Origin of the sequence: Amycolatopsis sp. CA-230715, assembly GCF_018736145.1 — a bacterium.
Taxonomy (GTDB): Bacteria; Actinomycetota; Actinomycetes; order Mycobacteriales; family Pseudonocardiaceae; genus Amycolatopsis.
Window position 1 is genome coordinate 533,819 of sequence record NZ_CP059997.1, and the last position, 18,682, is coordinate 552,500.

Consider the following 18,682-nt stretch of genomic DNA (forward strand, 5'->3'; position numbering starts at 1 on the left):
CAAAGCGGCTCGCCGAACACAGGCAGGTCCTCCTGCGCTAATCGAACGCGCGGGGGTGCGCGGTCGCATAAACCTCACGCAGCGTGTTCACCGTGACGAGCGTGTACACCTGCGTCGTGGTCACCGAAGCGTGTCCCAGCAGCTCTTGCACGACGCGGACGTCGGCGCCGCCTTCCAGCAGGTGGGTCGCGAACGAGTGACGCAGCGTGTGCGGCGACACGCTCGCCGAGATCCCGGCGCGTTCCGCGTTGGTCTTGAGCACCTGCCACGCGCTCTGCCGGGACAACCGGCTCCCCCGCGCGTTCAGGAAGACCGCCGGGCTCCCGCGCCCCCGCCGGGCCAGCGCCGGCCTCGCCCGCACGAGATAGGCGTCCACGGCTTCGACGGCGGGCCGCCCGATCGGGACCAGGCGCTGCTTGCCGCCCTTGCCGTCGAGCAGCACGGTCCGCTCGTCCGCGTCGATGTCGTCGAGGTCGAGGCCGACCGCCTCGGAGATCCGGGCGCCGCTGGAGTACAGCAGTTCCAGCAGCGCCCTGTCCCGCAGCGCGCGGTCGCCGTCCGGCGGCGGCATGTCGAGCAGGCGCAGCACATCGGCGACGGGCAGGGCCTTCGGCAGCCGCTTCGCCGCGGCGGGCGGGCGGACCTCGCGGGCCGGATCGTCCTCGGTGATGCCGTCGACGTGCGCGAACCGGTGCAGGCCCCGCACCGCGACGAGCGCCCGCGCGGCCGAGGACACCGCGAGCGGGCGGTGCTCGCCGTCGCCTTCCCGCAGCGCCGCGCCGAACGCGGTGATGTCGCGCTCGGTGACCCGGGAGAAGTCGGTGACGCCCGATCCCGCCAGGTGCTCGGCGTAGCGCCGCAGGTCACGCCGGTAGCCGTCCAGGGTGTTGCGCGCGGTGCCGCGTTCGACCGTGAGGTGGTCGAGATAGGCGGCGACCACCGCGCTCACTTCGACACCGTCCGCCACGCCGACACTCTAGGGTGACCGGCGCCGTCCCGACAGCTCCTGTGCCGTGCGGTGCGCTCAGCGGCCGGTCCGCCGGGCGAACGCGCTGGGCCGATCGCGCCACGGCGCGTCCGCCGGGCGGAGCTGGCCGGCACCGGACAACGCCGCGTGCGCGGCCAGCACGCCGCCGACGGTGGCGCCGTTGACGAGCTCGCCCGCCAGTGCCATCCGCACCGCCTCGGCGAGCGGCACCATGCGCACCACCAGATCCGCTTCCTCCTCGCCAAGCACCTCCCTGTCCACATCGGACAGTTCGCGCGCGAGGTACACGCGCACCACCTCGTCGGTGAACCCCGGCGACGCGGCCACGTCGACAAGGGTGTCCCAGCGCTTCGCGCTCAGCCCGACCTCCTCGACGAGCTCGCGGCGCGCGGCGTCGACCGGATCCTCGCCGGTGTGGTCGATCAGCCCGGCGGGCAGCTCCCACAGGCGCCTGCCCACCGGGTGCCGGTACTGGTGGATCATCGTGAGCGCGCCGTCGTCGTCGAGCGCGGCGATCGCCACCGCACCAAGGTGTTCGACGACCTCGCGCCGGGCGGTCTCCCCGCCCGGCATCACGACCTCGTCCACCCTGAGCCCCACGACCCGTCCAATGTGGACGACCTCGCTGGAGGCCACGGTGAACTCGTGCGTCCCCGGTTCGCTGTGTCCCTGGAGCGATTCCTCCCTGCGGTCGTCACCGCTCATCGCGCGACCACGGGGGTTTCGGGCAGTTCGACCGGGAGCCGGTCCGCGGTGCGGTACTTCACCACGGCGCCGACGAACGCGCTGAACAACGGGTGCGGGCGCGTCGGGCGGCTCTTCAGCTCGGGATGCGCCTGCGTGCCGACGAAGAACGGGTGGACGTCGGCGGGCAGCTCGACGAACTCGACGAGCCGGTCGTCCGGTGAGGTACCGGAGAACACCAGGCCCGCCTGGGAAAGCTGCTCGCGGTAGGCGTTGTTCACCTCGTAGCGGTGGCGGTGCCGCTCGGACACCTCCGTCTCGCCGTAGGCCGCCGCCACCTGCGAACCCGCGCGCAGCTTGGCCGGGTACGCGCCGAGCCGCATCGTGCCGCCCATGTCCCGCTCCCCCGCGACGACGTCGCGCTGGTCGGCCATGGTGGAGATCACCGGGTGCTTGCTGGTCTCGTCGAACTCCGCCGAACCCGCGTCGTCGACACCGGCGAGGTTGCGCGCGGCCTCGATCACCATGCACTGCAGGCCGAGACACAGCCCCAGCACCGGGATCCCGCGCGTGCGGGCGTAGGTGATGGCGCCGATCTTGCCCTCGATCCCGCGCACGCCGAAGCCGCCCGGCACCAGCACACCGTCCACACCGGACAGTGCGGCGGCCGCGCCGGCCGGGGTGGTGGCCTCGTCGGAGGCGACCCAGACGATCTCGACCTTGGCGCGGTGGGCGAACCCGCCCGCGCGCAGCGCTTCGGTGACCGAAAGGTAGGCGTCCGGCAGGTCGATGTACTTGCCGACGAGCGCCACCCGCACGGTCTCCGCCGGGTTGTGCACGCGCTCGAGCAGATCGCCCCACACCGTCCAGTCGACGTCGCGGAACGGCAGGCCGAGCCTGCGCACCACGTAGGCGTCGAGCGCTTCGCGGTGCAGCACCTTCGGGATGTCGTAAATGGACGGTGCGTCCGGGCAGGCGATGACCGCCTCGGTGTCCACATCGCACATCAGCCCGATCTTGCGCTTGAGATCGTCGGGCAGATCGCGGTCCGCGCGGCACACCAGCGCGTCGGGCTGGATGCCGATGTTGCGCAGCGCGGCGACCGAGTGCTGCGTCGGCTTCGTCTTGAGCTCGCCCGACGGCGCCAGGTACGGCACCAGCGAGACGTGCAGGAAGAAGCAGTTGTCGCGGCCGACGTCGTGGCGGACCTGACGGCAGGCCTCCAGGAACGGCAGCGATTCGATGTCGCCGACCGTCCCCCCGACTTCGGTGATCACGACGTCGGGATGCGGCTCGTCACCGCTTTCCGCGACGGCCATGATCCGCGACTTGATCTCGTCGGTGATGTGCGGGATCACCTGCACCGTGTCGCCGAGGTACTCACCACGGCGTTCTTTCGCGATCACCTCGGAGTAGACCTGACCGGTGGTCACGTTGGCCGATCCGGTGAGGTTGCGGTCGAGGAACCGTTCGTAGTGGCCGATGTCCAGATCGGTCTCGGCGCCGTCGTCGGTGACGAACACCTCGCCGTGCTGGAACGGGTTCATCGTGCCTGGATCGACATTGAGGTAGGGATCCAGCTTCTGCATCGTGACCCTGAGTCCACGAGCGGTGAGAAGCTGGCCCAGGCTGGAGGCGGTGAGCCCCTTACCCAGAGAGGAGGCGACGCCTCCGGTGACAAAGACGTACTTGGCTGTCCGCGGCTGAAGTCCCACGGGCTTCCACCTTATCGCACGGCGCCGGGCGCGCTCGGTAGCCTCGCCTAGTCACCTCGCCGGACTTCCAGGAAAGAGACCGCCGTGCCCCAGCCCGTCGCCGCACCGAACACCGGAAACACCTGGACAGCACCCGTCTCGGCGAGTCCGGTCGACGCCGTCGTCCGCGTCCCCGGCTCGAAGTCCATCACCAACCGCGCCTACCTCCTCGCCGGGCTTTCCGCGGGCCCGACCGACGTGCGCGCGCCGCTCGACTCGCGCGACGCGCGCCTGATGCTCGGTGCGCTCGACGCGCTCGGCGGCGCGCACGAGTCCATCGTGGACGGTGTCCGGATCTCGCCGATCGTCACCGACAGCGACGGAGAGGTCGCTGTGGCGCTGGGAAACGCGGGCACCGTGGCGCGGTTCACCCCCGCGCTCGCGGGCCTCGGTTCGCGGACCGTCCACTTCGACGGCGACGAGGCGATCCGCAGGCGGCCGATCGCCCCGCTGCTGCGCGCGCTCGCCGATCTCGGCGTCGATCTCGACGACGGCGGCCGCGGCGCCCCGCCGTTCACCGTGCGGGGCCACGGCGGGATTCCCGGCGGCACGGTCGAACTGGACTCGTCGGCTTCGAGCCAGTTCCTGTCCGCGCTGCTGCTCGCCGGGCCGTCGTTCACCGAGGGCGTCACCGTCCGGCTCGTCGGCGGGACCCCGCCGAGCGAACCGCACATCGCGATGACGCTCGACCTGCTGCGCCGCTTCGGAGCCGCACCCGAGCGCGACGGCACCGAGTTCCACGTCCCGCCCGCGCGCCTCTCGCTCGCCGAGTACACCGTCGAACCCGACCTGTCGACCGCCGCCCCGTTCGTGGTGGCTCCCGCGCTGACCGGCGGCACCGTGCGCCTCGAAGGCTGGCCCGCCGAAACCACCCAGCCGGGTGACTGGCTGCGGAGCCTGCTCGCCGAGCTGGGCCAGGAGGTCTCCCTCGACGAACGCGGCCTCACCGTCACCGGAACGGGGCACGTCCGGGGTGCCGAGCTGGACCTGCACGAGGTCGGCGAGCTGACCCCGGTGGTCGCGGCGCTGCTGTGCTTCGCCGACGGCCCGTCGACGATCACCGGCGTCGCGCACCTGCGCGGCCACGAAACCGACCGGCTCGCCGCGCTGGCGACCGAGCTGTCCGCGCTGGGCGGCGACGTGACCGACACCGAGGACGGCCTGCGGATCACCCCGGCGCCGCTGCGCGGGGGCGTGTTCCACACCTACGACGACCACCGGCTGGTGATGGCGGGCGCGGTGCTCGGGCTCCGCGTCGAGGGGGTCACCGTGGAAAACCCGGCGACGGTCGGCAAGACCTTCCCCGGGTTCACCGCCGCGTGGGAGTCGATGCTGCGCCGCTGACCGGACGCCCGCGACGGCTCAGAACTCGTCCGGGAACAGCGCTCTGAGCGTCACGTCGCGGTTCACCCTGACATGGCCGGAGCCGCAGTTCGCGGCGCGCTCGCGGTCACCGGACGCGATCGCCTCGAAGAGGTGCTCGTGCTCGGAGACCAGATCGTGCCAGTGCTCGTTCTGCCTGGTCAACCAGCGGAGCCTGCCCGCGAGCGGGTCGAGCACCGTAGTCAGCAGGCCGTTGCCCGCGATGGCCACGATCTCGTCGTGGAAACGCGTGTTGAGCTGCGCGATGCGCCGTGCGCGCCCGGCTTCCGTGGCGCGCGCCGCGTCGGCCAGCAGCCGTTCGAGGCGCTTCAGGTCGGCCCGGCTCGCCCGCGTCGCGGCAAGTCCGGCGGCCAGCCCTTCGAGTGCTTCGCGGACGTCGAAGAGTTCCTCGACATCGGTGCGGTCGAGCTGGCGCACGACCACCCGCCGCGGCGAGGTGACCACCACGAACCCCTCGGACTCCAGGCTGCGGATCGCCTCCCGCACCGGGACCCGCGACACCCCGAACGCCTCCGCCAGTTCGCGTTCGACCAGCCGGTCACCCGGTTTGAGCTCGCCGCCGACGATCCGCTCGCGCAGCTCGTCGATCACGCGGTGCCTGGTCGCCGCGAGCGGCTGCTCGGCACTGCCCACACCACACCTCCCCCGGTCCCGTAACACGCCCCTTACCGGAGTTTACCGGCGAACCCCTTGACCACCGGCGCCGGCAGGGTGATATTGGGATACCAAAATTTGGGATACCAAACCGCTCGTGTCCGGAGGCGACCGTGACCGCTGCGAACCTGGCCAAGACCGGCGAAACCGCCCCACCCCCGCTCGACGCGCCCGACGAACGGCTCTACAACGCCGATCTCGCCCCCGCGAAGCAACGCACCTGGAAGGTCTACGACATCTTCGCGCTGTGGATGTCGGACGTGCACAACCTCGGGAACTACACCTTCGCGGCGGGCCTGTTCGTGCTCGGGCTCTCGGCGTGGCAGGTGTTCACCGCGCTGCTGTTCGGGTTCGTGGTGATCTACCTCGGGATGAACCTGATGGGCCGCATCGGGCAGCGCACCGGCGTGCCGTTCCCGGTGGTCGCGCGGCTGAGCTTCGGCACCTTCGGCGCCAACCTGCCCGCGCTGATCAGGGCCGTCATCGCGATCTTCTGGTACGGCATCCAGACCTACCTCGCGTCGGTGGCGATCACGGTGCTCGTGCTCGCCATCGACCCCGGGCTCACCCCGCTGACCCAGCACTCGTTCCTCGGGCTGCACGCGCTCGGCTGGATCTGCTTCCTGGTGCTGTGGGCGGCGCAGGCGCTCGTGCTGACCAGGGGCATGGAGGCGGTGCGGAAGTTCCAGGACTGGTGCGGGCCCGCGATCTGGGTGGTGATGATCGCGCTCGCGGTCTGGATCCTCGCCGCGGCGGACTGGAACATCTCGCTGACGAGCAACCCGAAGCACCTCTCCGGCGGCGAGCAGGTGCGCCAGTGGTTCGGCGCGGCCGGGCTCATCCTGTCCATCTACGGCACGCTCATGCTGAACTTCTGCGATTTCTCCCGTTTCACCCCGGACCAGAAAACGGTGCGGCGCGGCAACTTCTGGGGCCTCCCGGTCAACTCGACCGCGTTCGCGCTGCTGTCGGTGCTGGTGACCGCGGGCAGCCTGCAGGTGTTCGGCGAGGCGATCACCGATCCCGCCGAACTGCTCGCCAGGATCCACAACACCCCGGTGCTCATCATCGGCGCGCTCACCTTCGCCATCGCCACCATGGGCGTCAACATCGTCGCCAACTTCGTCTCGCCCGCATACGACCTGGCGAACATCTGGCCGAAGCGGATCAGCTTCACCGTCGGCGGGATGATCAGCGCGGTCGCCGCGCTGTGTGTGCTGCCGTGGAAGCTGTACTCCTCCCCCGCCGTGGTCAACTACTTCCTCGGCGGGCTCGGCGCCTTCCTCGGGCCGCTGTTCGGGATCATGGTCGTGGACTACTACCTGATCAAGCGCGGGACCGTGGACGTGGCCAAGCTGTTCGACGGCGGCAAGTCCTCGCCGTACCACTACCGGCGCGGGGTGAACCCGGTCGCGTTCGGGGTGTTCGTGCCGACCGCCGCCCTCGCCGCGGTGATCGCACTGGTGCCCGCGCTCGCGCCGGTCGCGCCGTATTCGTGGTTCGTCGGCACCGGAACCGCCGCGCTGGCCTACTTCCTGTGCTCGCGCCGCTCCCGCGCCGAGGCGGCGTGATGCGGCTGCTCGTGACCAACTGCAACACGACCGAGACGATGACGAAGGAAATCGAAGCGGGTGCCCGCGCCGCGGCGAGCCCCTGCACCGAGATCCTCGCCAGAACCCCTTGCTGGGGCCCGGAATCCGCGGAAGGCTGGTACGACAGCTTCCTCAGCGCGGCCGCCGTGCTGGACCTCCTCCGCACCTGCGACGACGAGTTCGACGCCGTCGTGCTCGCCGGTTTCGGCGAGCACGGCCGTGAAGGAGCGCGGGAACTGCTCGACGTGCCCGTCGTCGACATCACCGAGGCGGGCGCGCATTTCGCCTGCCTGCTCGGCCGCCGCTACGGCGTGGTGACCACATTGGACAGAACCTGCGGGCTGATCGAAGACAGCCTGCACACGGCCGGGGTCGCGGCGAACTGCGTCGCGGTGGCGGGTACCGGGCTCGGCGTGCTGGAACTCGCCGACGAAGGGCGCACGGAATCCGCTCTGCTGACCGCGGGCCGCCGTGCGCGCGACGCCGGGGCCGAGGTGCTCGTGCTCGGCTGCGCCGGGATGACCGGGCTGGACCGGCGGCTCGGCGCGATGCTGGGCATCCCGGTGATCGACGGCGTCGGCGCCGCCGTCCGGCTCGCCGAATCGCTGGTGGCACTGGGCCTTTCCACCAGCAGGGCGGGCTCCTATGCGAAACCGCTCCCGAAGGAGCGCCGCTGGCGCTGAGCGGGCCGCGATCAGTTCGCGGGGTGCTTCACGCCGGGGGCTGGCGCCTGCGCGTTGCCCGCGATGCCGTACCGGCCCGCGGCGCCGTCGAGCTGTTCGCGCAGCGCGAGGATCGCGCTGACCCGTCCCGCCGCCGTGTTCACGTTGTCCACAGTGGACAGGATCGAGGTGGCGGAGGTGTCCGCGCGGACGTTGCCGATCGCGCCGGTGCCCTCCGCCGACTCGGGGTCGCCCGCCAGCACGGCGCCCGCACCGGCTCGGTCGAGCTGCGTGGCGAACCGGGCGAGCGTGGCGGCCTTGTCGCCCGCGCCGTCACCGCTCGCCTTGCCACCGGTGAGCACGATCGCGAGCTGGGCCGGTCGCACGTTCTCGCTCGGCTTCGCGAAACCGCCGTCGGTGAGCCCGCCGAGCGCCGCCGCGAGTTCGTCCGGAGTGGACTGCGGCTGCGCGTTGTCCTTGTTGAGCAACGCCACCGAGCCCAGCAGCGCGCCCGCGAGGGTGCCGGGGTCGCCCGCGGTGGGGAACTTCGCCCCCGCGGGCTGCAGCCGCGTGACCACCTGGCGCAGCTGGTCGGCCTTGTCCGGGTCGGAGAACGCGGCGGTCAGCTGGATCTCGCCGGTGACGGTCGCGCCCGCCTGCCCGGCGAGCTGCTTGAGCGCGTCGCGGTCGGACGGCCGGGCGTCGTCAGTGGTCACCAGCACGATGGATCGCTTGTCGAGCGCGCCCGCGACCACCTTCGGGCCGGTGGCCCCGGCGAACGCGTCGGCGTCGGCGAGCCTGGCGTCGAGCGCGGCGCGCTGGCCTTCGAGATCGGAGACCTGCGACGCGAGCTTGCCCTTCTCGTCGGACAGCCCCGACAGCAGCGACCCGTTCAGCGCCGTCGACCCCAGAACGACCCCGATGGCCAGTGCCAGGAACGCGGCGGCGATCGAGACGATGTGGTACCGCAGAGAAATCACGTGAAGAGCCCCTTGACCCAGCCGGTGAACGAGTTCCAGGTGCGCACGATCCAGTCGAGGTAGACGTCGCCGACATCGGAGACCAGCAACGCGGCGATCACCACCACGAGGGCCGCGAGCACCAGCAGCACGACGGCGCCGAGCGACACCCTGCTGCGGTGGAGCGTGGCGACGGCCTTGCCGTCGACGAGTTTCGTGCCGAGCTTCAGCCGGGTCAGGAAGGTCGACGGGTTGGACCCCGCCCTGCCGTGGTCGAGGAACTCCCGCAGCGTCGCCTGGAACCCGACGGTCACCACGAGGCTCGCTTCGTGGGCGTCGGCGAGCAGGAGCGCGAGGTCCTCGGAGTTGCCGGAGGCGGGGAAGGTCACCGCGCCGATGCCGAGGTCCTGGATCCGCTCGACCCCCGGCGCGTGCCCGTCGGGCTGCGCGGGCACGACGACCTCGCCGCCGCTCTTGAGCGTGTCCGCCTCGATCGCCTGCGGGTCACCGACGATGACGTCGGGGTCGTATCCCTGCGCGCGCAGGGCGTCCGCGCCGCCGTCCACGCCGACGAGCACGGGCCGGTGCTCGGAGATGTACTTCTTCAGGTGCTTGAGGTCCTCGGCGTGCCCCTTGCCCGGCGCGACGACCAGCACGTGCCGGTCCCGCAGCGAAACCCGGAGCTCGGGCACCCCGACCCCGTCGAGGATCAGGGTGCGCTCGCGGCGGAGGAACTCGATCGTGTTCGCCGAGAAGGCTTCCAGCTGGGTGGACATCCCGGCCTTCGCCTCGATCATCTGGTCGGCGACGCTCTCGCGCGTCTGCTCGACCCCGGCGGCGACCTTGCGCTCGCCGATGTAGACCGCGCCCTCGTGCAGGCGCAGCTTGCTGCCGTCCTTGACCGCGCGCAGCACCTCGCCGCCGACTCCGTCGATCAGCGGGATCTGCGCGCCGACCAGGATTTCCGGGCCCAGGTTGGGGAACCGGCCCGAGATCGACGGCGAAGCGTTCACCACCCCGGCGACCTCCGCGGTCACCAGCGCGTCCGCGGTCGCCCGGTCCAGGTCGAGCTGGTCGAGCACCACGATGTCGCCGGGACCGACCCGGCGCAGCAGCTCCCGGGTACGCCGGTCGACCCTCGCCACCCCGGTGATACCGGGCAGCGTCTCCTGGTTCCGCGCGAGCAAGCCGGTGAGCTTCATGGGACTGATGGTGACAAATGGACACCTGATGACAGAGCCGCCACGCCGTAGCGGACCGCCACCTCTTGGCGTCGATTCGAAAACCTGCTAGGGCTCACCCGGGGACGAACAAGGGCGCCCCGCGAGCTCATTTCCCCCTTTTGCGTGCCGCGGAAACCGTCTTCTTCTTGCCACCGCGCGCCTTTTTCGGCGCGGCGACCTTGTCCGCCTCGGCCGCGGTGAGCAGTTCCTCGGCGTGGGCCCTGCCGCTTTCGGTGTCGTCCATGCCGGCGAGCATCCTGGCTAGTTCGAGCACCCGCTCGGACTGCTCCAGCACGCGCACCCCGCTGCGGGTGATGCCGTCGGCGGTGCCCTTGTCCACCACGCAGTGGCGGTCGGCGAACGCGGCGACCTGCGGCAGGTGCGTCACCACGAGCACCTGGTGGCTGCGCGCGAGCCGGGCCAGCCGACGCCCGATCTCGACCGCCGCGCGCCCGCCGACCCCGGCGTCGACCTCGTCGAAGACCAGCGTGGGCACCGTGTCGGCGTGCGCGAGCACCACCTCGATCGCCAGCATCACGCGGGACAGCTCACCGCCGGAAGCCGCCTTGTGCACCGGCAGCGGTGGCGCGCCCCCGTGCGCGCGCAACCGCAGCTCCACGTCGTCGACGCCGTCGGCGCCCGCGTGCACCAGTGCGCCGCCGACCTTCAGCGCGTGCGGATCGGTCTCCTCGGCGGCCCTGGTGCCGACGGTGACCTCGATCTCCGCCTGCCCCATCGCCAGCCCGGACAGCTCGGCCGTCACCTCGTCGGACAGCTCGGCCGCCGCGGCGGTGCGCGCCTTCGACAGCTCCGCGGCGTGCTCGGCCAGCCGCGCCGCCAGTTCGTCGCGGCGCGCCGCCAGCTCGGCGAGCGCCTCCTCCGAAGTATCCATTGTGGACAAACGGGCGCTCGCGTCCTCGGCCCAGGCGAGCACGCCGTCGACGTCCGCGGCGTACTTGCGGGTCAGCCGCTTGAGATCGGCCTGCCTGGCGAGCACCTGCTCCAGCCGCTGCGGATCGGCTTCGAGCCCGTCGAGGTACCCGCCCAGCTCGGAGCCGACGTCGGCGAGCAGCACCGCGGCCTCGGCCAGCCTCGGCTCCAGATCGCGCAGCGCCGAGTCCTCGGCGCCGGAAAGCCTGCGCCGCGCTTCACCCAGCAGTCCCAGTGCGCCCGGCACCTCGGGATCACCGTCCGCCGCACCGGCGACCGCGTCGTGCGCGGCGGTCGCGGCCGCGCGCAGCTCGTCGGCCGCGGCGAGCCGTTTGACCTGTTCGGCCAGCTCGGCGTCCTCACCTGCCCGCGGATCGACCGCGGTGATCTCGTCGAGCCCGTGCCGCAGCAGATCGGCCTGCTGCGCCAGCTCGCGCGAGCGGGTCTGCCGTTCGGTCAGCTCGCTGACCACGGACTGCCACTCCTCCCGGACCTCGCGGTAGCGCGCGAGCGGCCCGGACACGGCGTCCCCGGCGAACCGGTCGAGCACGTCCCGCTGCTCGGCGGAGCGCAGCAGCCGCAGCTGGTCGTTCTGGCCGTGCACCGCCAGCAGCCCGTCGGCCAGATCGGACAGCACGTTCACCGGAACGGACCGGCCACCGAGGTGCGCGCGGGACCGCCCGTCCGCACTTACCGACCGCATCGCGATCAGACTGCCGTCCTCGTCCGCCTCACCGCCCGCGTCGGTGACGATCCGGGCGACGTGTTCGGCGAACACCCCGTCGAAACGGCCCTCGACGACGGCGCGCCCCGACCCGTTCCGCACCTTGGACGCCTCCGACCGTCCGCCGGAGAGCAGGTGCAGCCCGGTGACCACCATGGTCTTGCCCGCACCGGTCTCCCCGGTGACCACGGTGAATCCCGGGTGCAGTTCGAGCAGGGCGTCCTCGATGACCCCGAGGCCCTGGATGCGCATCTCGGCCAGCACGAGGACACCGTAGCGGCCCGAGCCTACGGGACGCGCGCGGCAGGGGGCCGTGGCACGAGAAAAGCAGTGAATTCCTGGCGAACGGATCCGTTCGCCCGCCCGTCACCCACCACGGGCTCGCTCAAGTGGCGGTCGTGTGCCGCTCGCGCCAGCTCTTCACCGGCAGCTCGAACTTGTGCACCAGCCGGTCGGTGAACGGGCCGTCCCACAGCCGCACGAGCCGCACCGGCACCCGCCCGCACACCACCTGGACCCTGGCCCCGCTCGGCAGCTGGACGCTCCGCAATCCGTCGCAGGTGAGGACCGCGGGCGAGCCGTCGGGATCGATGCCGACCGTGATCGTCGACCGGCGCGAAACCACGAGCGGGCGCGAGAACATGGCGTGCGCGTTGCTCGGCACCACGAGCAGCGCCTCCACATCGGGCCAGATGATCGGGCCGCCAGCCGAAAACGCGTAGGCGGTGGACCCGGTCGGCGTCGCGCACAGCACGCCGTCGCAGCCGAACGAGGACACCGGCCGCCCGTCCACCTCGATGAGCGCGTCGAGCACCCGCTCCCGCGAGCTCTTCTCGACGCTCGCCTCGTTCAACGCCCACGTGCTCATGATCGCCACGCCGTCCACGGTGACCGTGACGTCCACCGTCATCCGCTCCTCGACGCGGTAGCGGCGTTCGACGACGCGGTCGACGGTGTCGGCGAGCGCGTCGGAATCGGCCTCCGCGAGGAACCCGACCCGGCCCATGTTGACGCCGAGCACGGGTACGCCGTGCGGCCTCGCCAGTTCGGCCGCGCGCAGCAGCGTCCCGTCGCCGCCGAGGACCAGCACCAGTTCGGTGCCGTCGGCGGGGTCGAAGTGCGGCGCGACCACGGTGCACGCCGGACCGTCGTATCCGGCGGGCTCGATCAGCTCGCGGACGTCCTCGTCGGTCACGCGCAGCCGGATACCCGCGTCGGCGAGCCTCGCCGCGACCGCGCGCGCCGCGTCGCGGGTGGCGTCGCGATCGGGGTGCACGACGAGCAGCACCTCGCGTTTTTCGTTCACTGTGGGCCCTCCAGGACCGCGGTCCTGACCTGATGTTCCACGTCAGTCACCTCGTCAACCGTGGACTCACCACCGGCGGCGCGCAACCACGCGAAGTATTCGACGTTGCCCGCCGGCCCCGGCAGCGGGCTGGCCACCACCCCGAGCGTGCGCAGTCCCAGCTTCGCGGCCTCGCCGAGCACGCCGAGCACGGCGTCCGCCCGCAGCTCGGGATCGCGCACGACGCCGCCGCTGCCGAGCCGCTCCTTGCCGACCTCGAACTGCGGTTTCACCATCGGCACCAGGTCCGCGCCGCGCTCGGCGCACGCGACGAGCGCGGGCAGCACGAGCTTCAGCGAGATGAACGACAGGTCGCCGACCACTATCTGGACCGGGCCGCCGGTCTGCTCGGGGGTGAGGGTGCGGACGTTCGTGCGGTCCAGCACGACGACCCGCTCGTCGGTGCGCAGCCGCCAGTCGAGCAGGCCGCGGCCGACGTCCGCGGCGACCACCTCGCGGGCGCCCGCGCGCAGCAGCACGTCGGTGAACCCGCCGGTGGACGCGCCCGCGTCGAGGCAGCGCTTGCCTTCCACGGTCAGGCCGCGCGGCCCGAACGCCTCCAGCGCGCCGAGGAGCTTGTGCGCGCCGCGCGACGCCCAGCCGGGATCGTCCTCGGTGCGCACCACGATCGCGGCCGCCGCGTCCACGCCGGTCGCGGGCTTGCTCGCGACCATGCCGCCGACGGAAACCTTGCCCTCGCTGATGAGCGTGCTCGCTTGTTCCCTCGACCGGGCGAGGCCCCGGCGCACCAGTTCGGCGTCGAGACGAGCCCTACGGGCCATGTCCTCAGACCTTGTCGATGCTGGACAACGCGACGGTGAGCTCGGTGTGCACGGCGTCGAAGCGCTCCACGTGCTCGGCGAGGGGCACCTGCTCGAGATCGTCCAGCCCGGCGACGGCCTCGTCGATCCCGGCGCACGGGTCGGTCTGCTGGGCGGTGGCGTCCGCGCTGGGCGGCGGGCCAGGCAGCGGACGCGGGATGGGGTTCGGTTGCACCCCTCAACGCTAACCGATCCTGGCCCGGCGTCGTCCGAGGCTCAGCCTATTTCCAGGACGGCCACCGCGGCCTCCGCTTCCCCGCCGTCGGCACGCACCGCCGTGACGCCGGATTCCCAGGCCACCGCGCACAGCGCGCGCAGCAGGTCCAGTTCGTCGGCGCTGCCGTCCCCGCGGACGCGCAGCGCCTCACCGTCCACGCGGACGTCCCAGCCGGCGCGTCGCCCGATCGTGAGCTGTTCCACCGGTTCGGTGAGCGCGGACAGATCGCGGCCGAGGTGATCAGGCCGTTCCCCTGGGACGGCTTCGAGCAGGAGCGCGGGAGTCGCGACGCCGGTGAGCACGCACAGCGAGGTCATTTTCGCGGTCACCGCGCCCGCGATGTCGGTGTCGAGCCGGTCGCCGATCACGAGCGGGTTCCGGGCGCCGCAGGATTCCGCGGCGGCGTCGAGCAGCGGCGACGCGGGTTTGCCCGCGACCACCGGCTCCGCGCCCGTCGCGGCCCGCAGCGCGCCGACGAGCGACCCGTTGCCGGGCAGCAGGCCCCGTTCGGTCGGCAGGGTCAGGTCGACGTTGGACGCGACCCACAGCGCGCCCGCCCTGATGGCCACCGACGCCTCGGCGAGGTTCCGCCAGCTGGTGTCGGGTGAATGCCCCTGGACGACGGCCACGACGTCCCCGCCCGCCTCGCGGACCGGTGTCAGCCCGGCGGCCGCCACCTCGTCGGCCAGCGAGTCGGTCCCGACCACCAGCACCTGCGAACCGGGGGCCAGGCGCGCGCTGAGCACCTTCGCCGCGGCCTGCGCGCTCGTGCTCACCTCGGCGGGTTCGGCGGGCACCCCGAGTTCGGTGAGGTGCCGGGCCACGTCGGCCGCGGCCTTGGAGGCGTTGTTCGTCACGAAGCGCACGGGCGCGCCCGCGTCCCTGGCCGCGCGCACCGCTTCCGGCGCGCCCGGGATGACCCGGGGGCCGTGGTAGACGGTGCCATCGAGGTCGAACAGCAGGCCGTCGTGCGCGGTGAGCAGCGTGTCAGCCATCGGCCAGCTCGGCGGCGCGTTCCGCGGCGTCCGTGGCGTCCTCGTCGTCGGCCTCGGCGGCGTTCAGGAACCAGCGGACCGCTTCGTCCTTCCGCCCGGCCGCGGCGAGGTTGTCCGCGTAGGCGTAGAACAGGCGCGCGCTCCACGGTTCGCGCTTGCGCGTGTCGAGATCGTCTCCCTGCAGCGAGACCACGGCCGCGTCGAGCTGGCCGAGATCGCGGCGGGCACCGGCCGCGACGATCCGCAGCTCGATCTGGACCTCGCGGGGCAGCGCGCCGACATTGGCTTCCTTCGCCAGGTCGAGCGCGCGTTCGGGGCGGCCGAGCGCGCGCTCGGCGTCGGCGATGACCGCGATATGCGCTTCGCTGCGTGTCATCCGGCGGACCGCGCGCAGTTCGGAAAGGGCTTCCGCCCAGTTGCCGGTGTGGTACGCGACGAGCCCGAGCGCTTCCCGCACGATCGGCACGCGGGAGGCCTTCGCCTTCGCGTAGCGCGCGTGTTCCAGCGCGGCGTCGGAATCGTCGTCCATCAGGCTGCCCGCCGCGACGAGGTGCTTCCCGACCGTTTCCGCGAGCGCCTTGGGCAGCGTGCGGAGTTCCCGGCGGGCTTCCTCGTCGAGGTCGGAGAATTCGATGCCCTCGGGCAGTTCCGGCGCCTCCAGCAGTTCCTTCGCCAACGCCTCGTCGTCGAGCGGCGCTTCGTTCACGTGCGGCGAGCGGGTGTCGCGGCGCGGCTTGAACTCGGGCCTGCCGTCGCGGGTGTCGCGGGGGCGGCCCGCGCCGCGCCGGTCGTCACCGCGGGACGGCCCGTCACGGCGGTCGCGGTTCCCGTAGGCGGGCTTGTCCTCGCGATCGCGGTACGAAGGCTTGTCACCGCGGTCGCCGTACGACGGCTTCCCCGCACGATCGCGGTCTCCGTGGACGGGCTTGTCCCCGCGGTCCCGGAAGGAAGGCTTGTCCGCCCGGTTTCCGTGGGCTGGCTTGTCGTTCCGGTCGCGGAACGGCGGCTTGTCGTCGCGGTTCCGGTTGCCGTAGGCGGGCTTGTCGCCATGGTCGCGGAACGGGGGCTTGTCGTTCCGGTCGCGATTGCCGTAAGCAGGCTTCTCGCCGCGGTCGCGGTACGCGGGTTTGTCAGCCCGATTGCCGTAAGCGGGCTTGTCGCCGCGAGCGCCGCCGGTGCGCGGGCCGCGGTCTTCCCAGCGGCCGCCTTGGCGGGACGGGCCTTCGCGCCGGTCGTCGCGGCCGTACGGCGCCTTGCCAGTGGGCTTGTCACCCGGTTTCCCACCGCGGTAACCACCGGACCGGCGGTCGTCACCGGGGCCTTTGCGGTCGTCGCCGAAACGGCGCTGGCCGCTCTTCGGTGCCTCGCCCCGGAAACGATCGCCGCCCCTGGCGTCGCGGCCGAAGGGCGGCTTGCCACCGCGGTCGCCGCGGTCGCCCCGGTCGTCGCGGCGGGGGCGCCCTTGGTAGCCGCCGTCACGGCCACCGCGGTCCTGCCGCCCGCCCGCGTTCCGGTTGCCGCCGCGCGGTGCGCCGGACCGGCCACCGCGGGGCTTGTCATCGCGACGAGCTGGCCGGCCGGACGCCCCTTCGTCCTCAGAGTCACGTCGACCGAACTCGGACACCTGGCCTCCTGCCACGGAAAAAGTACCTCAGACATGCGTAAGGCCCGTTAGGCGAGCCGATTGGCTATCCTAACGGGCCCTACGGAAAGGGTGTTCGGCGGCGTCCTACTCTCCCACAGCCCTTCGGCTGCAGTACCATCGGCGCTACCAGGCTTAGCTTCCGGGTTCGGGATGGGACCGGGCGTTTCCCTGGTGCTGTGGCCACCGTAACTCTGTGAAACATCCACACTGCTGCCACCCGTTGTGGGGGTGGTGGTGTGGTGTTTCAGAGCTGTAGAGCGGATGCGTAGCGTCTTTGTGGGCAAGTCCTCGGCCTATTAGTACCAGTCAACTCGATAACACATTACTGTGCGTCCATTTCTGGCCTATCAACCCAATGGTCTGTTGGGGGCCTTAACCCACGTGGGGGTGGGAGACCTCATCTTGGAACAGGCTTCCCGCTTAGATGCCTTCAGCGGTTATCCCTTCCGAACGTGGCTAACCAGCCATGCCACTGGCGTGACAACTGGCATACCAGAGGTTCGTCCGTCCCGGTCCTCTCGTACTAGGGACAGCCTTCCTCAAGTCTCCTGCGCGCGCGGCGGATAGGGACCGAACTGTCTCACGACGTTCTAAACCCAGCTCGCGTGCCGCTTTAATGGGCGAACAGCCCAACCCTTGGGACCTACTCCGGCCCCAGGATGCGACGAGCCGACATCGAGGTGCCAAACCATGCCGTCGATATGGACTCTTGGGCAAGATCAGCCTGTTATCCCCGGGGTACCTTTTATCCGTTGAGCGACACCCCTTCCACCAGGTGGTGCCGGATCACTAGTCCCGACTTTCGTCCCTGCTCGACATGTCTGTCTCACAGTCAAGCTCCCTTGTGCACTTGCACTCGACACCTGATTGCCAACCAGGCTGAGGGAACCTTTGGGCGCCTCCGTTACTCTTTGGGAGGCAACCGCCCCAGTTAAACTACCCATCAGGCACTGTCCCTGAACCAGATCATGGTCCGAGGTTGAGATTCCCAATTCGACCAGAGTGGTATTTCAAGATTGACTCCACCTCCACTAGCGTGAAGGTTTCCTAGTCTCCCACCTATCCTACACAAGCCGAACCGAAAACCAATACCAAACTATAGTAAAGGTCCCGGGGTCTTTCCGTCCTGCCGCGCGTAACGAGCATCTTTACTCGTAGTGCAATTTCGCCGGGCCTGTGGTTGAGACAGCCGGAAAGTCGTTACGCCATTCGTGCAGGTCGGAACTTACCCGACAAGGAATTTCGCTACCTTAGGATGGTTATAGTTACCACCGCCGTTTACTGGCGCTTAAATTCTCAGCTTCGCCCCGAAGGGCTAACCGGTCCTCTTAACGTTCCAGCACCGGGCAGGCGTCAGTCCGTATACATCGAATTGCTTCTTCGCACGGACCTGTGTTTTTAGTAAACAGTCGCTTTCCGCTGGTCTCTGCGGCCAACTCACCCTAGCCCGCGTGGGGCTTCAGGTGCTTTGGCCCCCCTTCTCCCGAAGTTACGGGGGCATTTTGCCGAGTTCCTTAACCACAGTTCACCCGATCGCCTTAGTATTCTCTACCTGACCACCTGTGTTGGTTTGGGGTACGGGCCGTGTATGTTCTCGCTAGAGGCTTTTCTCGGCAGCATAGGATCACTCTACTTCACCTCAATCGGCTATGCGTCACGTCTCAGCCTGGTGGAACACGGATTTGCCTATGTTCCGGCCTACACGCTTACACCAGTACTACCATTCACTGGCGGAGCTACCTTCCTGCGTCACCCCATCGCTTGGCTACTACAGAATCAGGTCCCACGCTCCACCACACACCTCTATCCGAAGATTTCAGCGTGTGGCTTTGGGTGGTTAGTGTCAACTGCCTCGCCAGGGGCGAACAAACACGGGTACGGGAATATCAACCCGTTATCCATCGACTACGCCTGTCGGCCTCGCCTTAGGTCCCGACTTACCCTGGGCGGATTAGCCTGGCCCAGGAACCCTTGGTCATCCGGCGGCAGAGTTTCTCACTCTGCTTTCGCTACTCATGCCTGCATTCTCACTCCCACACCCTCCACGACTCGCTTACGCGGCCGCTTCTCTGGGTGCAGGACGCTCCCCTACCCACCCGTACCACT

At 70.5% G+C, this 18,682-nt stretch carries 15 protein-coding genes and 2 rRNA genes (1 of these 17 only partly in view); 3 read left to right on the plus strand and 14 right to left on the minus strand.

What is annotated here, in order from left to right; genetic code table 11:
- Positions 1-37: 37 nt before the first annotated feature.
- The 3 genes from xerD to HUW46_RS02550 form a co-directional block, all read right to left on the minus strand.
- On the minus strand, positions 38-940 hold the full coding sequence (xerD, locus tag HUW46_RS02540; RefSeq protein WP_215549632.1) for a site-specific tyrosine recombinase XerD: 903 nt from the start codon (positions 938-940) through the stop codon (positions 38-40).
- Positions 941-1,024: 84 nt separating this feature from the next.
- On the minus strand, positions 1,025-1,693 hold the full coding sequence (locus HUW46_RS02545; RefSeq protein ID WP_215545721.1) for an NUDIX domain-containing protein: 669 nt from the start codon (positions 1,691-1,693) through the stop codon (positions 1,025-1,027).
- Positions 1,690-3,387 carry a CTP synthase gene (locus HUW46_RS02550; protein WP_215545722.1) on the minus strand — a complete coding sequence of 566 codons (1,698 nt, stop codon included), beginning with the start codon at positions 3,385-3,387 and terminating at the stop codon, positions 1,690-1,692. The genes HUW46_RS02545 and HUW46_RS02550 overlap by 4 nt, the downstream gene beginning before the upstream one ends.
- Positions 3,388-3,471: 84 nt before the next feature.
- Here HUW46_RS02550 and aroA point away from each other — a divergent pair, with 84 nt between their 5' ends.
- Positions 3,472-4,770, plus strand: a complete 1,299-nt coding sequence (gene aroA / locus HUW46_RS02555) for a 3-phosphoshikimate 1-carboxyvinyltransferase (protein ID WP_215545723.1) — start codon at positions 3,472-3,474, stop codon at positions 4,768-4,770.
- 18 nt (positions 4,771-4,788) lie between these two features.
- Here aroA and HUW46_RS02560 read toward each other — a convergent pair whose 3' ends face one another.
- The gene (locus HUW46_RS02560; protein WP_215545724.1) at positions 4,789-5,442 is read right to left on the minus strand and encodes a GntR family transcriptional regulator; all 654 of its coding nucleotides are present in this window, start codon (positions 5,440-5,442) and stop codon (positions 4,789-4,791) included.
- A 134-nt stretch (positions 5,443-5,576) separates the two neighbouring features.
- Between HUW46_RS02560 and HUW46_RS02565 the strand changes: the two genes are divergently transcribed.
- Positions 5,577-7,034, plus strand: coding sequence for an NCS1 family nucleobase:cation symporter-1 (locus tag HUW46_RS02565; RefSeq protein ID WP_254125750.1), 1,458 nt, complete (start codon positions 5,577-5,579; stop codon positions 7,032-7,034).
- The gene (locus tag HUW46_RS02570) at positions 7,034-7,738 is read left to right on the plus strand and encodes an aspartate/glutamate racemase family protein (protein WP_215545725.1); all 705 of its coding nucleotides are present in this window, start codon (positions 7,034-7,036) and stop codon (positions 7,736-7,738) included. Before HUW46_RS02565 ends, HUW46_RS02570 begins: the two co-directional genes overlap by 1 nt.
- 11 nt (positions 7,739-7,749) lie before the next feature.
- Here HUW46_RS02570 and HUW46_RS02575 read toward each other — a convergent pair whose 3' ends face one another.
- From HUW46_RS02575 to HUW46_RS02620, 10 genes are all read right to left on the minus strand, one after another.
- Positions 7,750-8,697 (minus strand): copper transporter, encoded by a 948-nt coding sequence (locus tag HUW46_RS02575; RefSeq protein ID WP_215545726.1) that lies wholly within the window; start codon positions 8,695-8,697, stop codon positions 7,750-7,752.
- The gene (gene steA / locus HUW46_RS02580) at positions 8,694-9,878 is read right to left on the minus strand and encodes a putative cytokinetic ring protein SteA (RefSeq protein ID WP_215545727.1); all 1,185 of its coding nucleotides are present in this window, start codon (positions 9,876-9,878) and stop codon (positions 8,694-8,696) included. The genes HUW46_RS02575 and steA overlap by 4 nt, the downstream gene beginning before the upstream one ends.
- A 127-nt stretch (positions 9,879-10,005) precedes the next feature.
- Entirely contained in the window at positions 10,006-11,817 is a 1,812-nt protein-coding gene (gene recN, locus HUW46_RS02585) for a DNA repair protein RecN (RefSeq protein WP_215545728.1), read from the minus strand.
- A 121-nt stretch (positions 11,818-11,938) separates the two neighbouring features.
- Positions 11,939-12,859: an NAD kinase gene (locus HUW46_RS02590; protein ID WP_215545729.1), complete on the minus strand. Its 921-nt coding sequence runs from the start codon at positions 12,857-12,859 to the stop codon at positions 11,939-11,941.
- Positions 12,856-13,680: a TlyA family RNA methyltransferase gene (locus tag HUW46_RS02595; protein ID WP_215545730.1), complete on the minus strand. Its 825-nt coding sequence runs from the start codon at positions 13,678-13,680 to the stop codon at positions 12,856-12,858. The genes HUW46_RS02590 and HUW46_RS02595 overlap by 4 nt, the downstream gene beginning before the upstream one ends.
- A 4-nt stretch (positions 13,681-13,684) precedes the next feature.
- Positions 13,685-13,867 (minus strand): hypothetical protein, encoded by a 183-nt coding sequence (locus HUW46_RS02600; RefSeq protein WP_215549634.1) that lies wholly within the window; start codon positions 13,865-13,867, stop codon positions 13,685-13,687.
- A gap of 68 nt (positions 13,868-13,935) precedes the next feature.
- Positions 13,936-14,931, minus strand: a complete 996-nt coding sequence (locus HUW46_RS02605) for an HAD-IIA family hydrolase (RefSeq protein ID WP_215545731.1) — start codon at positions 14,929-14,931, stop codon at positions 13,936-13,938.
- The gene (locus HUW46_RS02610) at positions 14,924-16,555 is read right to left on the minus strand and encodes a hypothetical protein (protein WP_215545732.1); all 1,632 of its coding nucleotides are present in this window, start codon (positions 16,553-16,555) and stop codon (positions 14,924-14,926) included. Before HUW46_RS02610 ends, HUW46_RS02605 begins: the two co-directional genes overlap by 8 nt.
- Before the next feature lie 92 nt (positions 16,556-16,647).
- Positions 16,648-16,764 (minus strand): 5S ribosomal RNA (rrf, locus tag HUW46_RS02615).
- Positions 16,765-16,852: 88 nt separating this feature from the next.
- Positions 16,853-18,682, minus strand: a 23S ribosomal RNA gene (locus HUW46_RS02620); it runs 1,291 nt beyond the window's last position.